This window comes from Streptomyces sp. NBC_01003 (assembly GCF_045162695.1).
Lineage (GTDB): Bacteria > Actinomycetota > Actinomycetes > Streptomycetales > Streptomycetaceae > Streptomyces.
In genome coordinates this window covers 1889208-1911252 of sequence record NZ_CP108707.1, presented here as the reverse complement: position 1 = coordinate 1911252, position 22045 = coordinate 1889208, and the positions used below count along the sequence as shown (strand labels likewise).

General features: G+C 68.9%; 26 protein-coding genes and 4 pseudogenes. 13 read left to right on the top strand and 17 right to left on the bottom strand.

Annotated elements, in window-relative coordinates:
• The 3 genes from OG698_RS08925 to OG698_RS08915 form a co-directional block, all read right to left on the bottom strand.
• Positions 1–702 carry a response regulator gene (locus OG698_RS08925; RefSeq protein WP_406102489.1) on the bottom strand — a complete coding sequence of 234 codons (702 nt, stop codon included), beginning with the start codon at positions 700–702 and terminating at the stop codon, positions 1–3.
• Between the two features lie 205 nt (positions 703–907).
• Positions 908–1372: a Crp/Fnr family transcriptional regulator gene (locus OG698_RS08920; protein WP_406102488.1), complete on the bottom strand. Its 465-nt coding sequence runs from the start codon at positions 1370–1372 to the stop codon at positions 908–910.
• A gap of 225 nt (positions 1373–1597) precedes the next feature.
• Positions 1598–2188, bottom strand: a complete 591-nt coding sequence (locus OG698_RS08915) for a hypothetical protein (RefSeq protein WP_406102487.1) — start codon at positions 2186–2188, stop codon at positions 1598–1600.
• A gap of 427 nt (positions 2189–2615) precedes the next feature.
• Here OG698_RS08915 and OG698_RS08910 point away from each other — a divergent pair, with 427 nt between their 5' ends.
• From OG698_RS08910 to OG698_RS08870, 9 genes and pseudogenes are all read left to right on the top strand, one after another.
• Positions 2616–3686, top strand: coding sequence for a zinc-dependent alcohol dehydrogenase family protein (locus OG698_RS08910; RefSeq protein WP_406102485.1), 1071 nt, complete (start codon positions 2616–2618; stop codon positions 3684–3686).
• A gap of 19 nt (positions 3687–3705) precedes the next feature.
• Positions 3706–4401 (top strand): helix-turn-helix domain-containing protein, encoded by a 696-nt coding sequence (locus OG698_RS08905; protein WP_406102484.1) that lies wholly within the window; start codon positions 3706–3708, stop codon positions 4399–4401.
• 121 nt (positions 4402–4522) lie between these two features.
• Positions 4523–4963: a pyridoxamine 5'-phosphate oxidase family protein gene (locus OG698_RS08900; RefSeq protein ID WP_406110923.1), complete on the top strand. Its 441-nt coding sequence runs from the start codon at positions 4523–4525 to the stop codon at positions 4961–4963.
• 28 nt (positions 4964–4991) lie between these two features.
• The gene (locus tag OG698_RS08895; protein WP_406102482.1) at positions 4992–5867 is read left to right on the top strand and encodes a universal stress protein; all 876 of its coding nucleotides are present in this window, start codon (positions 4992–4994) and stop codon (positions 5865–5867) included.
• Between the two features lie 57 nt (positions 5868–5924).
• Positions 5925–6119: pseudogene (locus OG698_RS08890) on the top strand (flavodoxin); the annotation flags it as partial.
• 149 nt (positions 6120–6268) lie between these two features.
• Positions 6269–6715 (top strand): universal stress protein, encoded by a 447-nt coding sequence (locus OG698_RS08885; protein WP_406102481.1) that lies wholly within the window; start codon positions 6269–6271, stop codon positions 6713–6715.
• A gap of 77 nt (positions 6716–6792) precedes the next feature.
• Positions 6793–7468, top strand: a pseudogene (locus OG698_RS08880) (CBS domain-containing protein).
• The gene (locus OG698_RS08875; protein ID WP_406102480.1) at positions 7465–7596 is read left to right on the top strand and encodes a hypothetical protein; all 132 of its coding nucleotides are present in this window, start codon (positions 7465–7467) and stop codon (positions 7594–7596) included. Before OG698_RS08880 ends, OG698_RS08875 begins: the two are co-directional and overlap by 4 nt.
• 8 nt (positions 7597–7604) lie before the next feature.
• A complete protein-coding gene (locus OG698_RS08870; protein WP_406110921.1) occupies positions 7605–8918 on the top strand; it encodes a PP2C family protein-serine/threonine phosphatase in 1314 nt (437 codons plus the stop codon).
• Between the two features lie 302 nt (positions 8919–9220).
• On the opposite strand, the gene OG698_RS08865 is transcribed toward OG698_RS08870, so the two are convergent.
• The 12 genes and pseudogenes from OG698_RS08865 to OG698_RS08810 all read right to left on the bottom strand — a co-directional run bounded on the left by OG698_RS08865 (position 9221) and on the right by OG698_RS08810 (position 18405).
• Entirely contained in the window at positions 9221–9985 is a 765-nt protein-coding gene (locus OG698_RS08865) for an STAS/SEC14 domain-containing protein (RefSeq protein WP_406102478.1), read from the bottom strand.
• A gap of 223 nt (positions 9986–10208) precedes the next feature.
• A complete protein-coding gene (locus tag OG698_RS08860) occupies positions 10209–10403 on the bottom strand; it encodes a hypothetical protein (RefSeq protein ID WP_406102477.1) in 195 nt (64 codons plus the stop codon).
• Positions 10400–10789, bottom strand: coding sequence for a hypothetical protein (locus tag OG698_RS08855; RefSeq protein ID WP_406102476.1), 390 nt, complete (start codon positions 10787–10789; stop codon positions 10400–10402). The genes OG698_RS08860 and OG698_RS08855 overlap by 4 nt, the downstream gene beginning before the upstream one ends.
• Before the next feature lie 44 nt (positions 10790–10833).
• Complete coding sequence (locus OG698_RS08850; RefSeq protein WP_406102475.1) at positions 10834–11715, bottom strand: universal stress protein; 882 nt, start codon at positions 11713–11715, stop codon at positions 10834–10836.
• 477 nt (positions 11716–12192) lie between these two features.
• On the bottom strand, positions 12193–12633 hold the full coding sequence (locus OG698_RS08845; protein WP_406102474.1) for an MBL fold metallo-hydrolase: 441 nt from the start codon (positions 12631–12633) through the stop codon (positions 12193–12195).
• A 190-nt stretch (positions 12634–12823) separates the two neighbouring features.
• Entirely contained in the window at positions 12824–13282 is a 459-nt protein-coding gene (locus OG698_RS08840; RefSeq protein WP_406102472.1) for a CBS domain-containing protein, read from the bottom strand.
• Positions 13283–13354: 72 nt separating this feature from the next.
• Positions 13355–14344, bottom strand: a complete 990-nt coding sequence (locus OG698_RS08835; protein ID WP_406102470.1) for an Acg family FMN-binding oxidoreductase — start codon at positions 14342–14344, stop codon at positions 13355–13357.
• A 243-nt stretch (positions 14345–14587) separates the two neighbouring features.
• Positions 14588–14863, bottom strand: coding sequence for a DUF1918 domain-containing protein (locus tag OG698_RS08830; protein ID WP_240654439.1), 276 nt, complete (start codon positions 14861–14863; stop codon positions 14588–14590).
• 122 nt (positions 14864–14985) lie between these two features.
• Positions 14986–16306, bottom strand: a pseudogene (locus tag OG698_RS08825) (nicotinate phosphoribosyltransferase); the annotation flags it as partial.
• 15 nt (positions 16307–16321) lie between these two features.
• The gene (locus OG698_RS08820; protein ID WP_406102468.1) at positions 16322–16972 is read right to left on the bottom strand and encodes a CBS domain-containing protein; all 651 of its coding nucleotides are present in this window, start codon (positions 16970–16972) and stop codon (positions 16322–16324) included.
• A 279-nt stretch (positions 16973–17251) separates the two neighbouring features.
• Positions 17252–17905 (bottom strand): CBS domain-containing protein, encoded by a 654-nt coding sequence (locus OG698_RS08815; protein ID WP_406100822.1) that lies wholly within the window; start codon positions 17903–17905, stop codon positions 17252–17254.
• Between the two features lie 32 nt (positions 17906–17937).
• The gene (locus OG698_RS08810) at positions 17938–18405 is read right to left on the bottom strand and encodes a cyclic nucleotide-binding domain-containing protein (protein WP_406102466.1); all 468 of its coding nucleotides are present in this window, start codon (positions 18403–18405) and stop codon (positions 17938–17940) included.
• A 422-nt stretch (positions 18406–18827) separates the two neighbouring features.
• Between OG698_RS08810 and OG698_RS08805 the strand changes: the two genes are divergently transcribed.
• The 3 genes and pseudogenes from OG698_RS08805 to OG698_RS08795 all read left to right on the top strand — a co-directional run bounded on the left by OG698_RS08805 (position 18828) and on the right by OG698_RS08795 (position 20343).
• Complete coding sequence (locus OG698_RS08805; RefSeq protein ID WP_406102464.1) at positions 18828–19115, top strand: hypothetical protein; 288 nt, start codon at positions 18828–18830, stop codon at positions 19113–19115.
• Between the two features lie 495 nt (positions 19116–19610).
• Positions 19611–19928: pseudogene (locus OG698_RS08800) on the top strand (hypothetical protein); the annotation flags it as partial.
• 112 nt (positions 19929–20040) lie between these two features.
• Positions 20041–20343 (top strand): DUF1876 domain-containing protein, encoded by a 303-nt coding sequence (locus OG698_RS08795; RefSeq protein WP_406102462.1) that lies wholly within the window; start codon positions 20041–20043, stop codon positions 20341–20343.
• A gap of 175 nt (positions 20344–20518) precedes the next feature.
• Here OG698_RS08795 and OG698_RS08790 read toward each other — a convergent pair whose 3' ends face one another.
• Entirely contained in the window at positions 20519–21145 is a 627-nt protein-coding gene (locus tag OG698_RS08790; RefSeq protein ID WP_406102460.1) for a CBS domain-containing protein, read from the bottom strand.
• Between the two features lie 11 nt (positions 21146–21156).
• Positions 21157–21309, bottom strand: a complete 153-nt coding sequence (locus tag OG698_RS08785; RefSeq protein ID WP_406102459.1) for a hypothetical protein — start codon at positions 21307–21309, stop codon at positions 21157–21159.
• Positions 21310–21854: 545 nt separating this feature from the next.
• Between OG698_RS08785 and OG698_RS08780 the strand changes: the two genes are divergently transcribed.
• The gene (locus OG698_RS08780) at positions 21855–22043 is read left to right on the top strand and encodes a universal stress protein (RefSeq protein ID WP_406102458.1); all 189 of its coding nucleotides are present in this window, start codon (positions 21855–21857) and stop codon (positions 22041–22043) included.
• Positions 22044–22045 lie beyond the last annotated feature (2 nt).

Genomic DNA, 22045 nt, shown 5'->3' with positions numbered 1-22045 from the left:
TCACTGCAGTGGGTGATCGCCGGTGTCGTGCTGTTCCAGCTGGGTGGCGAGTACCGCGGCCTGGACGCGGCGGTGAACGCCCAGCTTGGCCAGCAGCCGTGAGATGTGGTTCTTGACGGTCTTCTCCGACAGGTAGAGCCGCTTGCCGATCTCGCGGTTGGTCAGACCGTCCCCGATGAGCGCCAGGATGTCCCGCTCGCGCGGTGACAGACCTGCCAGCTCCGGGGCGAGTTCCGGCACGGCGTCAGGGTCGGTGCGCAGGGACCGCATCAAGCGTGCGGTGGTCGCCGGATCGAGCATCGACTGTCCCGAGGCGACCGTACGTACCGCCGAGACCAGGTCGGAACCCTTGATCTGCTTGAGCACGTAGCCCGACGCCCCGGCCATGATCGCGTCGAGCAGGGCCTCCTCGTCGTCGAACGACGTCAGCATCAGACAGGCCAACTCCGGCATCTGGCTCCGCAGTTCCCGGCAGACGCTGATTCCGTCTCCATCGGGGAGCCGGACGTCGAGGACGGCTACGTCCGGCCGGAGGGCCGGTCCGCGGGCCAGCGCGTGCTCCACGTTCTCCGCGTCCCCGACCACCGAGATGTCCGGCTCCGCGTTCAGGAGGTCGGTCAGGCCGCGCCGGACGACCTCATGGTCGTCCAGCAGGAAGACACGGATCGGGTTCTGCTCCGTGAAGGTACGTGCCTCGGCCATGACGACCCCTCGTTCCCCGGGCGGACCACAGGTTGTCTCTGACGACGATCATTATCCCTCAGCGGCCGGATGCACTAGGGCCGACCGGCCCAGCTCGGATGGGCAGCAGGATGACCGGTCCGCGTTGCCGGGCCCCGCCCTGCGAGTGAGGGCGGGCATGTATACGCGATCTTGCATGGCGATGCGCGCGGTGGGTACTCGGTGGTCAAAAGGCACTGCCGCTGCCGTAAGGGGCATACAGGTCCAGCAGCCGGGTCCGCGTGGCCTGCAGCCGGTGGGCGACGACGCTGCCCACCCACTGGGTCACCGAAGCGGCGAGCGCGGGATCCTCCCGGCACATCTCACGCACCGCGGCAGCGTCGAACTCGTAGGGACGAACCGGTCTCGTCGCCTCGGCGCCCAGATGCCAGGTGTGCGGTGGGAACAGCCAGGACCAGCCGACGAGTTGACTGTGGGTGAGAGTCTCCACAACGGCTTCGCGGCGGCCCGGTACGTGGAGGTCGAGAGAGACGATGCCGGTGCGGATGATCCAGAACCGGTCGGCGTGACCGCCCTCCTTGAACGGACGGGTGCCCTGCGGGAACGACACCTCGCGGGCGACGCTCATCGGCTGTTCCCTGTATTCGGCGGGCAATGCCCGCACCATCGTGATGGTGGGGGAAGCGTTCATGCTCCTGCCTCTTCCTCGAGCGGTGGTCTTCCCACCTCCAAGGTCTCTCTGAGCAGGATTTTCTCGCCATGGGCCACCCGGCCCCGCGGGCGGTCCGCATGGCACCGCCCACGGCCTCCGCCAGGGGCTCGCCCCGGTCGGATGTGTGGCTGGCCGCATGTTCCTCCGGCATCCCCGGCCTCAGGTCCGGACGCCGGCCACACACATGGGTCGACGAGGCCTGCGTCATGTCGTCCTGCGCCCCCAACGAGGCCCGACCTGGTCCCACTCGCGACCCCACCGGTCGTAGCGCCGCTGGTCGAGTCGCCACTGCGCGAGGCGCCCCGCGGCGAAGACCAGACCGCCGAAGGCGAGTGCGGCACCCGTGCCGAGCGTGCCCGCCTCGACGGCAGCCGCCTTCGCGGCCGGCGGCTTCTCGGTGAACTGCCCGTTGCTGTCCAGCCAGACCGTGACGCGTGAACCGGCCTTGCGGCCGGAGTCCACCGGGGCGCGGCCGGTCCGGACGGATCCGTCCGGCGCCGTCCACCGAATCCTCACCCAAACCTGTCGGTTGGTTTCGCCTTCCACCGACTGCATCGCACGCGTGGTGCTCTCGACGAGGACGACCCGGACCGAGTGCCGATCGTGCCGCAGTTGTGCGAACGACGCTTCGGCGGCCTGGGCGGTGACCACGCCGACGAGAGCTCCGCCCAGGCTGATGACCACCCACATGGCCAGGACGATCCAGGTCTCGACGATGTCGTCGCGGCGGCGTAACGGATTGCTCCGCCACCGCCACAGCCAGCACCTCCGCCTCAGTGGCTTGGGCCTGCGCATGGCGCTGCACCTCCTCGTCACCTCCCCCGGTACGAGAAGGGGACACCCGCCAGGGCGGGGGTGGCAGAGGCCGACCAGACCGGCTTCCGGGCCATGTGGGCACAATCGCGTCGGGAACCCGTCCGCAATGCCGCGCCCCGCACGACGGTCGCAGCTTCTGCGCCGGGGCGAACCTGGTTCTGCCTGCTCTGACTTCGCGGTTGGCCCGAACGGCCCCGCATCGCCTGCCGATGGGGACCGCCCGGCCCATGTGGGGAGCGTCGCTCAAAGGCAGGCTGGAAACACGAGGCTGCTCCGCGAGAAGGACAACCGCGCAGCGACTGCCGCCATCGTCGCAACAGGCGCCACGTCGCAGGGGAGCGCGAGCGAGCCGCCCCTCGCTGTCATTGGCATGACTGACAGTCGGAAGGCACCGGGAGGAAGCGCCATGAAGGCACTCGTATTCCACGGCTCCGGTACGTCCGCGTGGGAGGACGTACCGGACCCAGGCATCCAGGACGCCACTGATGCCGTCGTCCGCGTCGACGCCGTGACCATCTGCGGAACGGATCTGCACATCCTCAAGGGCGACGTGCCAGAGGTGAGCCCCGGCACGGTGCTCGGGCACGAAGCCGTCGGTGAGATCGTCGAGGTGGGCAGCGACGTACGCAGCGTCCGCCCAGGCGACCGGGTCCTGGTCTCCTGCATCACGGCATGCGGCCGATGCCGCTTCTGTCGGGAGGGGGCGTACGGACAGTGCCGGGGCGGCGGCGGCTGGATCCTCGGCCACCTGATCAACGGCACCCAGGCCGAATACGTCCGCGTCCCCCATGCCGACCTGTCCACCCACCTTCTGCCGGGCGCGGTGGACAGCAAGGACGCCGTTCTGCTCGCCGACATCTTCCCCACCGCTTACGAGGTGGGTGTCCTCAACGGATGTGTGGCGCCCGGAGACACCGTCGTCGTGGTCGGGACCGGTCCCATCGGGCTGGCGGCGATAGCCACGGCAGGGTTCTTCACCCCCGAGAAGATCATTGCCGCGGACCTCGACCCCTTCCGGCTCGACGCCGCGAAGAACCTGGGTGCCGACGCCGTGGCCCTCGCGGGCGACGAGGCCGAGCAGTTGGTCGCGGACCTCACGCAGGCCCTGGGCGCCGATGTGGTGATCGAGGCGGTCGGGGTGCCGGAGAGTTTTGAACTGTGCACGCGCATGGTGCGACCCGGCGGGCATGTCGCCAACGTCGGCGTCCACGGGAAGCCGGCGACTCTCCACCTCGAAGACCTGTGGATCAAGGACGTGACGATCACGACCGGCCTGGTCGACACGCACTCCACGCCCACTCTGCTGCGCATGATGGCCGCCGGTCGCCTGCCGGCGTCGTCCATGGTCACCCACACCTTCTCGCTCGACGACATGGAGGAGGCGTACGACGTCTTCTCGCGCGCTGCCGACACCGGCGCGCTCAAGGTTGTCCTCGGTGAGCCGCGGCACGATGCACTGACAACCAGGTCCTCCTGACAGGAAGAAGTGAAGAGCCATGTCCGAAAAGGCACCGCCGAACGCGGCGGCCGTACCGGCGAGCGGCGCACAGGGCGACATCGGGCGTCGCATCGCTCAACGACGTCAGGAACTCGGTCTGACCCGTGAGGAGACGGCTGCCCGGGCGGGCACCGCAACGGCGTACATCCAGTACCTGGAGGAGAAGTCCACCGCCATGCCAAGCGTGAGCGTCCTGATCCGGCTGGCCGATGCCCTGGACGTCCGCCTGTCGGCGCTGCGCGGCGGCGACGTGGACCTGCCACCCGGCATCGGCAGGGCAGCCCGCCACCCCGAGTTGACCGAACTGAGTGTGGAGGAGTGCTGGACGCGACTGTCGACGCACGGTGTGGGCAGGGTCGCCGTCAATGGCCCGGCCGGGCCGTTCGTAGTGCCCCTGAACTACAGCGTCGTCGATGGCACGATCGCTTACAGGACGGCACCTGACGCGATGCCCGCGACCGCCGTCGGCACCCATGTGGCCTTCGAGGTCGACCACATCGACGAGGCTCTGAGCCAGGGTTGGAGCGTGCTGCTACAGGGGCAGGCCAGGGCTGTGTCGGATGCGGACACCGTGCGACGGTTGAACGCCCTCGCCTACAGCGATCCTTGGGCCGGTGGCGAGCGCGACATGTGGATTCGCATCGATCCGGACAGCATCAGCGGGCGCCGAATCGTGGTGCGCCGAGAGGGATGAAGCCGTCCGTGTCGACAGGGTCCACTCGCCTGTGGACCTGGACCGATGACCGCGAACCCGTCGCTCTCGCTCCGACGGAACGAAGCGCGGCTTCTGTACCGCGGGAGAGTTGAACCCGGTGATGTATCAAAAGGACGGCGTGCGAGAACTCGACCGGCAGGAGTGCCTGCGGCTCCTGGCCACGGTACACGTCGGCCGAATCGTCCACACACGCCACGCCCTTCCCGCGGTGCTGCCCGTCCCCTTCTGCCTTGATGCCGATTTCGCCGTGGTGGTGCGGACTTCGGCAGAGTCACAGCTTGCGGTCGCGATCGACCGTGTGGTGGTCGCCTTCCAGGCGGACGAAGTCGATCCGGCCGCGCATTCCGGATGGAGTGTGGTGGTCACCGGACGCGCCACAGTGGTGACCGACCCCGCCGAGTACGGGAGGCTGCGTCGGACCGGCCCACCCTCCTGGAGAGCCTCTCGCCACGACATCTTCTTCCGTATCGAGCCAGAGCTGGTTACCGGCAGCGAACTCGGCGCACGGCGCTTGCTCCACGAGGCGCGTCGCACGTCGTGACAACGTGAAGTGAAAGGCGGTGGGGAGCATGGAACTGCCCCTGATCGTGGGTGTCGACGGATCGGATTCGAGCCTTGTGGCCATCGACTGGGCGGTCGACGAAGCGGCCCGGCTCAGGGTGCCTCTGCGGCTCGTCTACGCTTCCAGATGGGAGCGCTACGAAGGCGCCGCTCTGCCGGGCACCCTGGATCGGCCCTCCGAACAAGTGATGGCGCAGAACATCGTCGGATCCGCCGCGGAGCGGGCCAGGCGGCGCAACCCAGGTGTGGAGGTCTCGGCCGAGTCGCTGCCGGAAGACCCGGTCTACGCGCTGTTGCGCGAAGGCCGAAACGCGACGGCGGTGGTGACGGGGTCACGCGGCCGGGGTGAACTGGTGGGCCTGCTCCTCGGCTCGGTCGGCCTGGGGGTGGCGGCTCGCGCCGAATGCCCGGCGATCGTGGTCCGCGGTGACAAGGCCGGACTCCATGGTCAGCACGAGCGGATCCTACTCGGCGTGGGCGACCCCGCCACAGGTGCGGAGGCGGTGCGCTTCGCCTTCCGTGAGGCCGAGTCGCGCGGGTGCGCGCTCGATGCCGTACGCGCCTGGCGCTGCCCTGCGCACGAGACCACGGACCACCCCCTGCTTGCCGACGCACCGGAGCGTTACCACGAGGAGCAGGCGTCGGCGCGGCTCGACGCCGTGCTCCACGAGGCGATGGCGGACCACCCTGACGTCAAGGTGCATCGGGCGACCGCCGAGGGGCCTGCACGGAAGGTGCTCCTGCACCGATCTGCCGCTGCGGACCTTGTGATCATCGGAGCCCAGCGCCGGCACGGCCACTTCGGCCTCCAACTCGGCCGCGTGAGTCACACCCTGCTGCATCACGCGGACTGCCCCGTGGCGGTCGTGCCGCAGAGCGTGTGACGGAGCACCGTCCCGGTCTTCGAGCTCAGCGACCGGACTCACACCGCGAGATGTGACATGAACCCCCTGGTCGGATACGCCACCGCACACGGTTCGACCCGCGAGATCGCACAGCACCTGGCAGCGCGGCTGACCGCATGCGGGATGGATGCCCGTGCGCGTCCGGTGGATGGGGTGGGGGACGCCGACACGTGCGAGGTGTTCCTCCTCGGCAGCGTGATCCACGGACAGGCGTGGCTGGAGTCGGCGAACGACTTCGTGCGTTACGATCCCCGGCTCGTGGTGCTCGACGAGCCCACCGCGGGTCTCGATCCGCTCGTGCAGGAGACGTTCTTCGAACTCATGGAAGAGGCGTCCGCGAGCGGGGAGATCGTTTTGCTGTCCACCGCATCCTGCCGGAGGTGCAGCGTGCGCTTCAGGGGGAGCCGACCGGCAGCACGGTCAACGCGGTCACCGCCTGGGGTTACCCGCCGCTCTACGGTTCGATCGGCTGGCTCGATGCACCACAGGAGATCTCGGGCGCCATCAGGGAGCGGATGAGCCAAGCCCTCGACGACGCCGTCGAAGAGGCGGTGCACGAGATTGCCTCGAGGATCAAGAAGACCGTCGCATACGGAACTGCCGCCGCGGTACTGCTGGACGCCGCCCGGACCGCTTTGCTGCTCGTCGTGGGCAGCCGCGGGTGCGGTTGGTTCACCGGGGCACTTCTCGGATCGGTCAGCCAACACTGCACCCAGCACGGGGCTCGGCCCACTACGGGGCGCCGGGCCACAAGCGCGGGCCGGTGCCACTCGACGGAAGGGGGCGCGCTCCTCGTTGACCCGGCCTGGTGCGCCCAGAGCGTGTGAACAGTGCAGGCGCTCTCCAAGAGGCGGACAGTGGAGAGAGGACCCGCGTCGCGAGCGCCTGAGGAGGGAGCGGTGACATGCTGCATCGAAGGGTCGGAGACCTCATGAGCACGGCTGTGGTGAGCGTGCGGCGGGAGACGGGCTTCATGGACGTCGCCGAGCGCCTCGCGGAGCACGACATCACGGCGGGCCCGGCCGTCGTCGACCAGGACCGCCCGATCGGCGTGGTGTCGGAGGCGGACCTGCTGCGCAAACAGGAGAGCCAGACGGTTCCCGGCGGGCATCTGACCGCCGCGCACCTGCGCCCCGCGGAACGCGCCAAGGCCCAGGCGCTGACCGCTGAGAAATTGATGACCAGCCCGGCCGTCACGGCGCGACACCGCGGTGGTCGGTCGTCGAGGCGGCTCGCACCATGGCCCACCGCCACGTCGAACGGCTGCCCGTCGCGGACGACGCCGGCCGGCTGGTGGGCATCGTCGGCCGTGCCGACCTGCTGCACGTCTTCCTGCCGCGAGACCTCACGATCCGGCAGGAGGTCATGACGGATGTCCTGGCCCGGCCCCTCGGCCGCTAAACCCCGGCACGGTCACCGTCCAAGTCACCGACGGAGGGGTGACGCTCAGCGGCACCGTGCCGCAGGAAAGCCTCATCCCCATCGCGGTACGGCTGTCCGAGAGCGTCGACGGTGTCGTCGACGTCACGAAACATCTCCGCGCCGAGACCGACGCCACAGCCGGTACACCACAGCGGTGACCCGCATCCGCGCCGCGGACGCGGTCACGGATGCGATCACCGCCTCCGAGAGGAAGTTCATGACCGGCACCGGCTCCTCCCGGCTCACGGCGACCGAGAACGAACGCCAGACGAACGGGCGCCGGTGATGCCAGAGATGCAGGACAGCCTTGAGCCGTCGGATGAGTCCCGGCGTCTGCGTCTGGGCGTCGAACTTGAGCTGATCGCCGAGCAGCTCAGATCGCTGGCGCGGGCCCAGGACCGGTTGCATGACCTGTACGAGGCCGTCCTCGGCCGGGACGTGGACCTGTCCGTGGTGCTGCAACTGATCGTCGATACCGCGATGGAACTGGTCAGCGCCCGCTACGGCGCGCTCGGTGTGCTCGATGAGAGCGGCGAACATCTCGCACAGTTCATCCCGGTCGGTCTCTCGGAGCAGGAGCGGGACGATCTGGCCGAGGTGGAGCTCCCGCGCGGCCGTGGCCTGCTGGGACACCTGATCGCCGTCCCCGAATCGCTGCGCGTCGATGACATCGCCGCCCACTCGGACTCGGCCGGCTTCCCGCCCGGCCACCCGGCGATGCGCACCCTGCTCGGGGCCGCGATCAGCACCCGCGGCAAAATCTACGGAGACCTCTACGTCGCCGAGCGGCGCGACGGCCAACCCTTCGATGCCCACGACGAAGCACTCATCGTCGCGCTCGCCGGCGCCGCGGGCCTGGCCATCGACGATGCCCGCCTCTACGAGCAAACCCGCCTCGAAGCCGAACACTTCCAACGACTCCTGCTGCCGTGCCTGCCCGACCTGCAGCCCTTCGACGCCGCCGCCTGCTACCGCCCCGCCAGTACCCCCGGCAACATTGGCGGAGACTGGTACGACGCCCTCTTGGTCCCCGACCATGCCTGCGCAGCCGTCATCGGTGACGTCGTCGGCCACGATCTGCAGGCAGCGGCCGCCATGGCCCAGATCCGCAACATGCTGCGCGCCCTGCTCTACGACCAGCGCACCCCACCCAGCGCCGTCCTCGCCCACCTTGACCGGGCCCTCCAGGCGATTACCGACCAGCCCGTCACCACCGCGTGCCTCGCCCGCATCGAACCCGCCCTGCCGGGCACCTGGACACTGCGCTGGAGCACTGCGGGCCACCCACCGCCTCTGCTGCTCACCCCCGACAACCAAGCACGCTACCTGCACGCCGACCCCGATCTTCCCCTCGGCGTCGATGTCGCCCAACCGCGCAACGACCACACCCACCCCATGCCGGACAGCTCCACGGTGATCTTCTTCACCGACGGGCTCTTCGAACACCCCGCACGTCCGATCGAGACAGGGCTGGAGAGCCTTGCCGTCCTTGTCACCGAATACGCCGCTCTGCCCCTGCAGGACCTCGTTCAAGCGCTGGCCGACCACCACCCCAGCGACGGCCACGACGACATGGCCATCCTTGCCCTCCGCACCCCAAGCACCTGACACAGCACCGGGCAGCCACACCCCGCACCTGGTCCACCAAGCCACGCCTGACAGGGACGCGCATGTGGATGCCGTCGGCTCATGCGTCCACGTAGTCGTGGCCGGACAGGTCGCTGCTCGCCGAACGCTTGCTGGACGGCCTGCAACTGCTGCATGATCCGGGTGACGGTGCTGCGGACCAGCCCTGCTGCCCAGGAACTGATCCATCGGATCTGGAAGACGCTGAGTGGTGCTCTTCAACCGTGGTCCGTCGGCACGGACCCTGTCGGTCATTTTGAGGGACGTCAGTGCCGTGCAGACGCTCAGTCTGCATCACTCGACTCACGCACCGGGGGGCTGGCTGCCCACGCGAGGGCGTCGTTGAGTTCATCGTATTCGAATCGCCGCACTTCAGCCTGGACGAAGTGATTCGCAAGCTGGGGCGCCAGAGTGGCGATCTTACTGTCGGCTGCCAGCGCGATCTTCCTGACCTTCCGGTGATGGTCGCGGATGAACCGCACATGACGGATCAAGCCGCCGATGTTCTCCCAGCCGGGGAACTCACGCGCATGGATCACGACGCCGGCCAATTCGGCGTGTGTCCTGAGCCAGCTGTCCACGGTCAATGCCAGGGCGTCGAAGTCCGGTGCACGCAGGGGGTGTTCGACTTCGACGACGAGCACTTCGGCCTCGGTCAGGCGGTGGGAAATGCCGGGGCCCTCGGGCAGCGACGTCAGCCAGCGCAGGGCCTCGTCACGCTCCTGGCTTCCGAAGACGCGCACCGGACAGGCCATCAGAAAGCTCGTCAACCGCGTCGACTCACGGATCCAGCCCACGTCACTGACGACCGCACACCCCTCGAACAGTCTCATGGCACCCATGCCGACCTTGAGGTCCTCCCAGGCAGCTCCGGGGGTGAAGGACGTGAACTCGGGGCCGATCTCGCACAGTGTCCGAATGCGGCGGCCTTCCCTGCGAGCGTCCTCGATGAGTGGCTCGACCACCGTCTGATAGTCGCTCTTCGAAACACGCCCGATCGCCTTCACCGCGTCGATGCCTGCGGGTGCGTCCTTGGCTCTCTCCAGCATGTCGTTTCCCTCTCTGTGCATGGCCGACGTTCTGCTCACACGCAACCCAATGCGACATATTCGGTTTACGTTCGACGCTGGGGTGATCGGCTATAAGTGTTGATTCGATTTTTGCAGAACATTCCCGTCCGGGCGGTAAATTTGCATTTGTGGCAATCGGGAATTTCTGGGGATCGTGATGTTCCGCCGAAGCGGCGGCCCGGCCGGACGCGGCCGACAGGTCCTACGCGTACGGCGGTGGAGGGTGATCGGACGCGTCGGACTGATCGGTGTGGAACGCCACGCCGATCCAGCAGGCCCAGCCGATCGGCTGCAGCGCCCAGTAGCTGATGGCCCGGTACAGCAGAGTCGCACCGATCGCGGGCCCTGACGGAAGGCCGAACAGCACGAGCAGCGCGGACAGGCTCGCCTCGATCACCCCAGGCTGCCGGGGATCTGCGTGAGCCCGTACGCGAGCAGCGTTCCGTGCCAGGGCATGCCGACGCCCAGTGCCCACAGGCAGGCGGCCAGGCACGCCGCATCGAAGATCCAGTTCATCAGCGCGAGCACGGGCGGCCGCAGCCACGTCCGGAGGCCGGGTTGTAGGCTCCGGGTCTGCTCCACCACCTGCACCAGGGCCTGCTTGACCCAGCGCACACGAGCGGACCGCTGCCCCACGCCGGCCCAGGACCGCCGCAACCCTGCGCGGGAGCCCACGAAACGGGACAGGCTGAAGACCACCAGGCCGAGCAGCGGCGCCAGCCCCAGGAGTCCGGCAACCGGACGCAGGACGGCGGCGGCCCCGGCCGCACGGCGCGTGCCCATGGTCGGCCGGGAGCGAGGGTGAGCAGGATCCCGCTGTTGCGCGGTTACTCGTAGGGGACGACGGCCACCGGCGCTGCGCTGTGGTGGATCACCGCGTGTGCGACATGGCCGAGATGAGGTCCCAGCGGAGGGCGGCGCCTCTGACGCCCCACGATGACCAGGTCCGCCCCCTGCGCAGCATGGAGAAGTTCGCCGGCTGCCACGCCGACCACGGCCTTTTCCATGACCTGCACCCCCGGGAACCTGGGCCGCCAGGGTCGCAGCAACTCCGCCAGACCCTCGGAGGCGTGTCGGCCGAGCTCGACGCCGATGCCAGGGTCGGTGATGGCCGCGTACCCGTACGAGGCGGGAAGGGCCCAGCTGTGCAGGACGTGCAGGGTCCGACCCCTGCGGGCGGCCTCACCGAAGGCGAAGGCGATGAGCGGGTCGCACGGATGGTAGATGTCGAGACCCAGGACGATGCCTCCCGAGCCTTGCTCGGTGGTGGCTGGTTCCGATGGTGCCTGCGTGCCATTCGCACGTCGAACCAGGACCACAGGCTGTATTGCCGCTGCGACCACGGCAAGGGACACCGAACCGATGACGAAGCCGACAACGCTGCCGACCCCGCGCGAACCGAGCACGGTCAGATCGGCCTCGTCCGCGGCGACGGTGAGTTTGTCCCCCGCACGGCCGCGCGCATGTTCGGTGACGACCTCCAGGCCGGGGTGGTCTTTGCGTGCCCGGTCCGCCGAGTCACGCAGCAGGTTCTCTGACCAGACGTCCGTCGACGGGGTGAATGCCAGTGGAACCGGGGCGACCGGCCACGCCTCCACGTGGACAAGGTGCAGCGGTACGTCACGCAGAACAGCTTCCCTTGCGGCCCAGCATGCGGCTGCGAGGCTTTCGGGGGAGCCGTCCACGCCGGCAGTGACGTGGGGAGTCATGAGGGGCCTCCTTGTGGTCCATCGGGTGATGCATCGGGCCCCGGGACCCGGAGCCCACGCAGCCAGCCTCCTCGCCCTGCCTCCGATGAGGGAGGGCCGAGAGGACTCGATCGGGCCCGAAGGGCCCATCCCCGATGACGTGAGCCCTTCGTCGGCAGCATCGCGGTCGGCGGGCCGCTTCGCGGGCGGTCCGCTCTGTTCACCGGACCAGGACGGCTTCCCGCCAAGGACGTGCTTTCCTCGCCGTGCACCAGATACGTCGTGTCGGGTGGAGGCGCGCGCCGCGCAGCCAGGCGACGATCTGGCTGGCGTCGGCATGGGCAGAGAAGCAGCACGTCGGCGCCCGAGAATGGCTCCGGGGGAAGCAGGAGGGGATGTCTGGGGCGGCCGAGATCCCGGAGACGGCCAGGCTGTGGCCGCCCTCGAGGGTGAGGTGCGCCCGTGCGGGGCCCAGGATGTGCCCGCCGTGGTGAAGCGTCAGTGTGGTACCGGCCAAGATGTCCACGTCGGTGCCGACGGGTACCGGGTCGCGAAGAACGCGCTCGTCTCGTCCACATCCCTGTCGTCGTACGGCGGCTTTGCCGGACGGTGCTTCGACCAGCCGTGTTCGTTGGAGTGAAGGGCTGACTCCATCTGCAGGCGTGCGCTGTCACGCAGCGCGATCCCCGCGAGGAGCGCGGTGTTGGCACTGGTGATGATCGGTCTCCGAAAGCCGTGGCGGACTAGCCGGGGCAGGTAGCCGCAGTGGTCCAGATGTGCGTGGGTGACGACGACGGCGTGGATGTCGGTCGCGTCGCGGGCGAATCGTGCCCAGTTGCACTGTCGCAGCTTTGCGAACCCTTGAAAGAGCCCGCAGCCGACGAGGATCCGGGCATGATCGCTCTCGACCAGGGACTTGCTGCCGGTCACGGTCCCCACGCCGCCCAGAAATGTGAGGAGCGCGGGTCTGGGCGAGGCGTCGGACGTGGGCGGTCCTCCTTCGGGAACGAACCCCGTCTTCGGGATCCCGCCGGAAAGGGCAGTCACCGGGTGCGACCGCAGGGGCCCATAGGGGGACCGACCGGCCCATTCGTACTGCATGCTGTGCTGCTGTCCCCGAGGTGCCGATTCACAGTTCGTACGAAGCCCCGCCTTCCGAAACAGGCCCCGGCGGCTCACGCAGGACGCTCCAGGCGACCGGCCCCAACAGGTCGGCCAGTCGCCGGAAGACGTCGAGGAAGAGATCATCGATCGTGAGCACACCCACCGCTTCGCCTTCGCGCAGCACAGGCAGGCGGCGTACCCCGGTGCGGCGGAACGTCCGGTAGGCCACTTGAATGTCGTCGTCGACGTCGACGACGACCGCCCGTGCCGACATCACCGCGTCCACCCGGGTCTCCGGGGCCAGGCCACCACCCATGCCACGCAGAGCGATGTCGCGGTCGGTGACGAGGCCGCGCAGCGCTCCGTCCTCGATGACGAGGAGGGAGCCGACGGCTGACTGTGCCATCAGCCGGGTCGCTTCGGCCAGGGAGCCGTTGGGCGCGATGCACACCGGCGGAGAGGCCATCACCTGCGAGACCTTCATGCGCCTACTCCTTGCCATCGAGTTCCGACCGCTCTCTTCGCACCGTGGCGCAGGTGTGCCGGCACGCCCTTCTCAGATGATGTCGAGCAGTTCGGCCACCGGTCGCCGAGGGCTCGCGGGGCCGTCGGGGCCGTAGCCGAGCCGGAGCACCATCTGTACGTGAGCCATGGCGGAGAGGGGGTCGCGGGCCGCCCATCGGGTTTCCGGCCACTCCAGGGGCTGGGAGGTCATCGAGGCGACGAGGCCGTCCATGGTCGCCTGCAGCAGGACGCGCTGCAGTGCCTGTCCCGCGCGCAGCCAGTCGGCAGGTCCGTCGTGATCTGTACCCAGCAGCGCGACGTGCGGGTTCTTCTCGAAAGACGCCCAGCCACGTTGTGGCATCGGACGGCCGGCGGTGAAGTCACGCACCGGCGCTGTGGTCCCGCGTTGGCCGGGACCGAACGCCTCGGCGGGGACGCCGTCGGCCGCCTCGGCGGAATCGACCGGTTCTGTGCGAGTCCACCGCACCGTTTCACCGCGCACTTCTGGGTCGTCTGCTTCCCGCCCCTCGGCGTCACCCACCAACTCCACGATTTCCTGCACGTGCCAGGCACTTGGGAACAGCAACTGCGCGCCCTCAGCGCGGGCCGCGCCGAATATCCGTTCCCTCACGGCGGCAGGGATTTCGACGTCACGGTAGGGAAAGCGGCTGGAGTGCCGGCGGTGGATCGCCGGGCGCAGGCGGGCGAGTGCCGTGTCAGGGTACGCGGTGCCGCTCAGCCGCACCTCGGCGAGAAGGTCCATGTCGCCCGGCTCTGGGAGCAGCCGGACGACTGGCTCCAGCCCCGCCGAAGCGGCGGCCACGCGCAGATTGAGCAGCGCTGCGCCGCACCCGAGATGAAGGCCGCGCTTCTCCGGGTCGGTCCGTGGCAGGGCACGCGCCAGGTCGGCGTACAGGCGCAGGACGCCGGTGCTGCGAACGTAACGGAACACCCAGGGCTGTGCGTTGTGCTGCGAGGGCGCCGCACCGGCGTCTGCTACGAGCGTCGTGACAGTGTTCGTATCAATGGTTTGCGCAGTCACGGTGGCTTCCCTTCAATGCCGGGTGTGCCGACGCGCCCGGGAGACTGCCGCCCAGCAGTTGATCACCGGCCGAGCACCTCGGTCCGCATTCCGCTTCCAGCTTGTGCCCCGCGTGCCGCAGCGTGGCAGGGCCGTATGGGCCGCACTCGGGCCCGAGTGGCCTTCCCACTCACTTGCGTGAGCGGCTTTGCTGACGGTCCGGCGACGCTCGTGCAGGGCAATACGACGAGGAACGGCCGGTGTTCACTCGGACCGGACATGGCCGTCCCCCGCCTGAGGTGTGACGGGCGCCGACGGCACGTCGGTGATCGTCTCCATGGAGGCCGGCTCATGCGTCAGGTGGCGGACATAGGCATCCGGCCCGGGAAAGTACAGGGTCACTCGCCCGTCCTCTGCCCAGCGCACGTCGTAGGGCGGGCTGCCGTCGCGGTGGTGAACGCCGACGACTTCGCCGTCCCGCGTGACAACCCCGGCCGTGGTACCGCGTACGACGATCTCGTCGCCGGTACGGGCGTACACGGCGGTGCCGCTCGGCGTCGGATCGGTCCTCGGCGCCGCAAGGTCGCTTTCCCGCGAGGATGCGGGCGTGGTCACTGCTGCCCCACCCCCTTGCTGCGGCGGTGCGGCGCCGCTTCTCGAGGGAATCCTGGCCTCGATGTCCGAGCGGACCCTCAAGGTGAGTTCCTGCAGTGCCCTGGACCGGTGTGCGGTCACCGGTTCGGGGTCGTGGATCCGCCGGGCCGATGCCGGCAGCGCGTCGATGTCCTCGCGGAACCGTTCACGCGCGTCCTGCCAGCGGTCCGGCGGTCCTGTTCGCCGACCGCCACGCATCACCGTGCGCAGCAGTGGCCGTGCCGAGTCCGGCGGTTCCTCCCACGACAGAGCGATGACGTCGGGTTGCCCGGCGCGCCGGTACACCTGTTTGCGGCCCGGGGCCGTGGCCTTCGCCGAGGACAGCTTCATCACGGGGTGGCCGTCGTACTCGACGAGCTTGTACGCGGAGTCCAGGTACGGGGCGTCCGCGGCGACACCGACGCGGGTGCCCACTGCGAACACGTCGATCGGGGCACCGGCGTCCACCAGGCGGGCCACGCCGTACTCGTCGAGCCCGCCGCTGGCCACGATGCGCACATCGGGTAGTCCGGCATCGTCCAGGATGGCTCGTGACCGGCGCGAGAGGGCGTCGAGGTCGCCGCTGTCCAGGCGGATCGCGCAGCCGGGGCCGCGCCGAAGGTCGTTCAGAACACGAGCGGCGACCCCTACGCCCGCCTCGGTGTCGTAGGTGTCCACGAGGAAGGTGAGTGGGCCGGGGTGGCAGCGCGCGAAGGCTCGGAACGCCTCGTCTTCACTTTCGAAAGTCTCGATGTAGGAGTGCGCCATGGTCCCTGAAGCCGGGATGCCGAGGGATGTGGCCGCGGCCACGTTGCTGGTTCCCGCAAAGCCGACCATGGCTCCAAGACGGGCCGCTTGCCTGCCCGCCCACGGGCCGTGCGTGCGGCGCAGAGCGAAGTCCACCACCGGCCGTCCGGCGGCCGCCAGGACGCAGCGCGCCGCTTTGGAGGCCACCACCGTCTGGTGGCAGAGCTGGTTGAGCAGGTAGGTCTCGACGAGCTGCGCCTGCGGGAGTGACGCGGTCACCTCGAGCAGCGGCTCGCCGGCGAACATCGCGTGCCCCTCAGGTACGGCTCGTACCTCACCGTCGAAGGCGAGGCCGAGGAGAGGTTCCAGGTCCCGCACCGGACGGTGCATCGCGGCGGCGAACTCTTCGACGTCTTCGCGTTCGACGCGGTATTCGGAGAGGAAGTCCAGTGCGGGCTCCAGGCCCGCCGCGACGAGGAAGCCCCGGCCTGGTGGGAGGTCACGGACGAAGAGGCTGAAGGTGGCCGGGGCCCGCATGTCCTCGCGAAGGTAGGACAGGGCCATGGTCACTTCGTAGAGATCGGTGGTGGTGACGTCGGACATGGTTAACGCCGCCGGCTACTGAGCGGTCTCGCGCGCGAGGTCGAACTGCACGTCGACGACTCCTTCGACGGACCGCACCAGGCGCGCTGCGATGGGGACCATGGCGGTGTCGTGGATGCGGCCCGTCAGGGTGGCCACTCCGTCATGCACCTCTACTTGAATGACCGAGGGCGGCGGGAAGAGGGAGGACACGATCTCGCGCCGGACCTCCTCGGCGATCTTGTCGTCCCCGCGCAGGAAGACCTTGAGCAGGTCAGCACGGCTGACGACGCCCTCCAGCAGGCCTACGTCGTCCACCACGGGCATCCGCTTGACCCCTTCTCGTGCCATGGTGCGCGCGGCCTCGGCGAGCGTGGCGTCGGCACGGATCGTGACGGCGGGGGAGGACATGAGGTCCCCTGCGCTGAGAGCGTCGGCCTTAGCCACGTCGACCGGCTGGCGCAGCTGGAGGTAGGCCTCGTCGGGGTTGTCCCTGAGTTCCTCCTTGGGCAGCAGGTCGGCTTCGGAGACCACGCCGACCACTCGTCCCTCGCCCTCGATCACAGGGAGGGCGCTGATCTGCCAGTCCTGCATCAGCTGCACGATCTCCTTGAAGGCGGCCCGTCGGCCGACGGCGGCAACCGTGTGGGTCATGACATCGCTGACGATGTGCGGGGTGCCGTACATGATGACTCCGTAAGGTCTGCGTCGGTCCTGCCGATTCCAGCCTGTGCCGGTGAGGGAGGGCTGACCAGGGGCCACCTGGCCCCTCGGTCGGGCCGTACGGTTTCAGGCGGCTGACGTGGGCGGTGTCAGTGGGAGGAACTTCCTGCGGGACGACGAGGCCATCGTCGAGGTGGTGCGGCGCGATGTCGTCGTTCGGCTCTTCGGCCCCCATACGGAAGCGGCAAAGATGCCACGGCTGTCGCGCATTTCGGGCGGGCGGCAGACGTTCGCCGCGCCGGTTCATGCCCGGTCGGCTGCGGTGAGTCGGCAGTCCACGCCCACGATGCCCTCGACGCCTCGCACCAGGCGCGCGGCAAGCGGAATGCGGGTGGCGTCCTGGACCCGTCCGGTCAGGGTCCCGACGCCGTCGACCACTGTGATGTGCACGGGCTCGACCGGGGCCGGGAACAGGACGTCGAGAACGTCCCGCCGTATCTCGTCGGCGAGGTCGTTGTCCGGGCGCAGGAACACCTTCAGTAGATCGCCACGGCTGACAACGCCTTCGAGTACCCCCTCGGCATTCACCACGGGCAGTCGCTTGACGTGCCGGAGCGCCATGATGCGGGCCGCCTCGGCGAGTGTGGCGCCCTCGTGGACGGTGACGGCCGGCGTACTCATCAGCTCCTCGGCGTACACCGCCCCGGCCTTGGCCATGTCGGCCAGGCGATGCAACTGGGTGTACCGGTCCGGATCGCTGTCCCGGAACTCCTCCTTGGGCAGCAGATCGGCCTCGGACACCACCCCGATCACCCGGCCATCGCCCTCCAGCACGGGTACGGCGCTGACCTTCCACTGCTCCATGCGTTCGACGAGGTCCTTGAACCGGGTCTTGCGGCCCACGGCGACGACGGCGCGCGTCATCACGTCACTCACACGGTGAGGGCTGGTGTCCATGTTCTCCTCCTCGGAACGCCGGCGACGACGGGTCACTGCGGTCGTGCCAGACCACCGCTGCCGTGAGGGGCGTAGAGGTCGAGCAGCCGGATTCGGGAGGCGTGCAGCCGGTCGGCGACCACGAGCCCGACCCAGACCGCGATCACCCGGCCGAACTCGGGGTCCTCGGCGCACGCCGCCCGCACGGCCTCCGCATCGAACTCCCAGGCCCGCACCGGGCTCATCGCCTCGGCGCCCAGGTGCCAGATGTACGGCGGGAAGTGCCAGGACCAGCCGACCAGTTCGCCGTGCCCGAGCGTTTCGATGACGGCGGGCCGCGGGCCTGGCACGCGCACGTCCAGAGCTACGGTGCCGGTTCGCACGATCCAGAAGTGGTCGGCTCGCCTGCCCTCCTCGAACAAGCGGGCCCCGGCCTCGAAGGAGACCTCACGGGCGAATTGCATCAGCCGTTCGCGGTGTCCGGCGGGGAGGGCCGCGTTCATGGTGGTGGCGGTTGTCATCACGCCGGCTCCCTTCATTGCTCCTGCTCCCAGGGTGGGCGCGCCGAGCCCCCACCACCACGGGCCGCACGGGCCCGACCGGGGTCCTTTCGGCCCGGGTGCACATCCACGGCCCAATGAGGGGGCGTTGGAGTCGTCGGGTCGGTGAGCGCACACAGGAGGGTGGGGGACAGGCTGGTCGTATGAGTGCCGCGTATGGCGTCGAGCCGAGCAGGCCGGCCGAGTGGTGCGGAGCTGTGGTCGGCGTGGGGTGGCCGCAGCGGGCAGGTGACCGAGTGGAGCTTTCTCGTCCCGCCGAGCAAGGTGGCCCGCGGGCTGAGAGGGCTGTTGGAGCCGGCGGCGGCCGACGCCGCCGTGGACGAGGCCGGGATGGACAAGGCATTTCCGGATCGGTGCCGGGACGGTAGCGCGGGGCAGGGGCTGTGAAGTCCTGCTGGCCGCAGCTGTGGCTTGCGGTGCACCGACGCCGGCGGATGCTGGTCGCCCTGGTGATCGGCATGGTGGTCTTCGAAGCGCTGATCGTCGTGGTCGCGAACACCGTTCCGCCGGGCCAGCTGTTCTCCGGGAACCCGTTCCACTACTACACGTCAGGTGACGCGCTGGCGCAGAGTTATGTGCTGTGGCCGCAGTTGGGGGTCCTCGTCGGCGTCGGCGTGCTCGGAATCCTTGCGGCGTACATCTTGCTGATGAGGCGGAATCTGGCTCCTTGACTCGGCCGTGAGGCGGGCGGCCGGAGGCGTGGATCGGCGGCTGGAGGAGGACCGCAAGGGGTGTCATCAGCTCCGCAGCACAGGAAGCGCGGCCGCCACGCTCCGGGGGTATGGGCCGATCGGTCCCTCCCTGGTACGGCCCACTCGGCCCCTTCCTCCTGCCCCCTTGGCACTGCGACCCGGGCACCGCACGGCGCGATCGTGGAATCCGGACACTGCTCGGGATTCCGCCCGTGAAGAGGTGAGGACGATGCAGCGCCTTCGGATCCAGGCCCGGCCGAAGCAGCCGCACAAGCCCGCGCCGCCGGACCTGTGCACCCCGTCCGGCCGCCTGCTGCCTTACTGAGCACGCCATCACCTCACGTACGACGGAGGACGTCATGGCCACGACTCGACGAGTCGTCCCGTTCGCGGAACTCGGCCGTCAGGACGTCGGCCGTGTGGGCGGGAAGCACGCCTCCCTGGGAGAGATGACCGCCCACCTGGCCTCCGCCGGTGTGCGTGTTCCCCCGGGTTCGAGCGGTCGCGGCCGGCGAGCCGGGTGGCACCCGGGCGACCCCACCGGTGTGGGAGACCCGCTGCATCACGCCTACATCACCGCCACCACAGCCACGTTCGCCGGAATCGTCACCTGCCAGGTCGGCACAGCGGTGGCCGCCCGCACCGACCACGCGGCCCTGTGCGACATCGGCCTGTTCACCAACCCTGCTCCTGGCCGGCATCGCCTTCGAACCCGCCTTCACCGCAGCCCTCGTGTACGCGCCGCCGCTGCAAGGCCTGTTCGGCACCGCCGCCCTGCCGCTCGATGTCGTCGCCCTCATCGCCACCTTCCCCGTCCTCGTCTGGGGAGCCGACGAACTGCGGCGATGGCTCAGGCGCGCCGACCAACCGCACGAAGCCCTGACACACCTACCGGAGGCACGTCATGTCACACGCTGCCGAGTGGAAGGTCCGGCTCTACCTCTTCGAGGAGGACCGGACGACGAAGGCCCGTCTGGAAGTGGACACCGGCACGAACAAGCTCACCGGTCACGGCACCGCACGCTGCGCGCCTCAGGACGACGACGTACCGGAGATCGGGGACGAACTTGCCGCTGCGCGGGCCATGGAGAACCTGGGAGAGCAGCTGAAGAGAACAGCCTACGGAGACATGAAAGCCGTCGGGGCACCGTCGGATCAGGAATCCCTCAAGCCGTACACGGGCTGGCTGGACATGGAGGCCTCGTAGCCGGCCGGGCTGAGGCCGTGCCGGATTCCGGGCGTCCTGATCCCTCAACAGCCCCGGCAGACAACAGACCCGACAAGACCACGGTGCCTGCGCTGGTGACGTGCGCCCGAGGCGCGGCTATTGGTGTGCGACGACGGCGACAGGTGCCCGGGTGTGGTGAAGGACCGCGTGAGACCTACCGCTCAGTGGCCGTCGGCGAGCCGACAGGCATGTCGTCACGCTCGTAACCGAGCCGATTGATCACGTCCACCACTCCGTCGACGCTGTGGCACAACCGGACGACGACGGGGATGACCATGCGCCGTCCCACCGTGCCGCTGAGGGTCACCACGCCGTCGGTGACCTCGACGGACAGAGCCGAAGGGCTGAGCTGGAGCGTGCGGACCAGCACGTCTTCGACTATCTCTTCCCGGATCGACTGGTCACGGCGCAGGAAGAGCTGTACAAGGTCGCGGCGGCTCAAGACTCCGATGAGCCGGCCGGCGGCGTCCACCACGGGCAGACGCTTGACCGAGTGTCTGCCCATGACACGTGCCGCACGGACGACGCTCCACTCGGGTGCGGCGGTGATGGCCGGACTGGTCATGATCTCGGCCGCGGTGGGGGAGCCCCTCCCGGCAACACGTTTGTGGAGCAGGTCGGCTTCGGAGACGACACCCACGGGATGTTCGGCCTCGTCCACGACGGGCACGGCGGTGATGTCGAACTCGTCGAGGAGCCGGGCGATCTCCTTGAACGGGGTGCCGCGCTGGACGCTGATGGCTGTTGGGGCCATCAGATCGGCGACGGTGCGGTGCCTCATCGTCGCCCTCCCTAGGGGACTTCGATGTTGAACTGCGCGGTGACGCCCACGACTCCCGGCGCCGTGCGTGCGACATGCGTCAGCACGTCCCTCAGGGACGCGTAGAGGATGGGCCGCTTCAGATGGACGATCCCATCCGCGACGTGGATGTGTACCGGCTCCATGCCTCCTCCTGAATTATCGGCCCTCATGGTCGAGCCTGGGCATCGCTGCCCTCACGAGGTAGGGCCGTCCGGGGTCGGCCTGGGGCTGATCGGTCCTGAGCAGAAAGAGCCTCAACTGTCACAGTGGGTGACGATTTCGACAAGGCGGTCTACGTCGTTCGCCGGCAGCCGTGACGTACTACGGGGGAACCCCATGTCACATGCCGTGCGAGTGGCTTCGCGACATCCTTGAAATAGGTCGAGGTGGCGACTGGGACGTCTCGCCAGCCATCGGGCATCCCACTTCGTTGTGCTTCGTCAAGGCACCTCTTGTCGTTAACACCGGTCCACTTGGGTTCGACGATCGGTCGACCCCTACGAGGGGAGGAGGGCTGGATGGTCCGGAGCCACGATCAGTCGGACCTGCCGCGGGCTTGGAGGCCGACGTCTGGCAAGAACCAGGACCTTTGGCCCCCGGCAGGCCCCTGAGCGGCACTCTTGCTGCGTTGGCGAGCAGTGCCAGCCTGGGAGTCGGGGTCTGGTTGCCGGTTCTCTGAGGAGGAACCATGGAAGGCAGCAGAAGTAGCCCGGAACTCGGCTCCGTCATCGTCGGAGTCGACGGCTCCAAGCCGGCCCGCCATGCAGGGCTGTGGGCAGCGGCCGAGGCCGCGCGCCGTGAGCGCCCGCTGCACATCGTGTATGGGGCCGACACGGACACCCGTCGCTCCATGATGCGGGGCCGCTCGCGGGCCTGATC

What these genes read in the sequence shown, in the direction of transcription:
- OG698_RS08865 (WP_406102478.1), bottom strand. Translation starts at nt 9,985, where the DNA reads ATGCTGGAGAGAGCCAAGGACGCACCCGCAGGCATCGACGCGGTGAAG.
- OG698_RS08795 (WP_406102462.1), top strand. Translation starts at nt 20,041, where the DNA reads ATGTCACACGCTGCCGAGTGGAAGGTCCGGCTCTACCTCTTCGAGGAG.
- OG698_RS08785 (WP_406102459.1), bottom strand. Translation starts at nt 21,309, where the DNA reads ATGGAGCCGGTACACATCCACGTCGCGGATGGGATCGTCCATCTGAAG.
- OG698_RS08895 (WP_406102482.1), top strand. Translation starts at nt 4,992, where the DNA reads ATGGAACTGCCCCTGATCGTGGGTGTCGACGGATCGGATTCGAGCCTT.
- OG698_RS08920 (WP_406102488.1), bottom strand. Translation starts at nt 1,372, where the DNA reads ATGAACGCTTCCCCCACCATCACGATGGTGCGGGCATTGCCCGCCGAA.
- OG698_RS08870 (WP_406110921.1), top strand. Translation starts at nt 7,605, where the DNA reads ATGCAGGACAGCCTTGAGCCGTCGGATGAGTCCCGGCGTCTGCGTCTG.
- OG698_RS08905 (WP_406102484.1), top strand. Translation starts at nt 3,706, where the DNA reads ATGTCCGAAAAGGCACCGCCGAACGCGGCGGCCGTACCGGCGAGCGGC.
- OG698_RS08815 (WP_406100822.1), bottom strand. Translation starts at nt 17,905, where the DNA reads ATGGACACCAGCCCTCACCGTGTGAGTGACGTGATGACGCGCGCCGTC.
- OG698_RS08855 (WP_406102476.1), bottom strand. Translation starts at nt 10,789, where the DNA reads ATGGGCACGCGCCGTGCGGCCGGGGCCGCCGCCGTCCTGCGTCCGGTT.
- OG698_RS08810 (WP_406102466.1), bottom strand. Translation starts at nt 18,405, where the DNA reads ATGACAACCGCCACCACCATGAACGCGGCCCTCCCCGCCGGACACCGC.
- OG698_RS08910 (WP_406102485.1), top strand. Translation starts at nt 2,616, where the DNA reads ATGAAGGCACTCGTATTCCACGGCTCCGGTACGTCCGCGTGGGAGGAC.
- OG698_RS08925 (WP_406102489.1), bottom strand. Translation starts at nt 702, where the DNA reads ATGGCCGAGGCACGTACCTTCACGGAGCAGAACCCGATCCGTGTCTTC.
- OG698_RS08840 (WP_406102472.1), bottom strand. Translation starts at nt 13,282, where the DNA reads ATGAAGGTCTCGCAGGTGATGGCCTCTCCGCCGGTGTGCATCGCGCCC.
- OG698_RS08900 (WP_406110923.1), top strand. Translation starts at nt 4,523, where the DNA reads ATGTATCAAAAGGACGGCGTGCGAGAACTCGACCGGCAGGAGTGCCTG.
- OG698_RS08915 (WP_406102487.1), bottom strand. Translation starts at nt 2,188, where the DNA reads ATGCGCAGGCCCAAGCCACTGAGGCGGAGGTGCTGGCTGTGGCGGTGG.
- OG698_RS08850 (WP_406102475.1), bottom strand. Translation starts at nt 11,715, where the DNA reads ATGACTCCCCACGTCACTGCCGGCGTGGACGGCTCCCCCGAAAGCCTC.
- OG698_RS08780 (WP_406102458.1), top strand. Translation starts at nt 21,855, where the DNA reads ATGGAAGGCAGCAGAAGTAGCCCGGAACTCGGCTCCGTCATCGTCGGA.
- OG698_RS08790 (WP_406102460.1), bottom strand. Translation starts at nt 21,145, where the DNA reads ATGAGGCACCGCACCGTCGCCGATCTGATGGCCCCAACAGCCATCAGC.
- OG698_RS08820 (WP_406102468.1), bottom strand. Translation starts at nt 16,972, where the DNA reads ATGTACGGCACCCCGCACATCGTCAGCGATGTCATGACCCACACGGTT.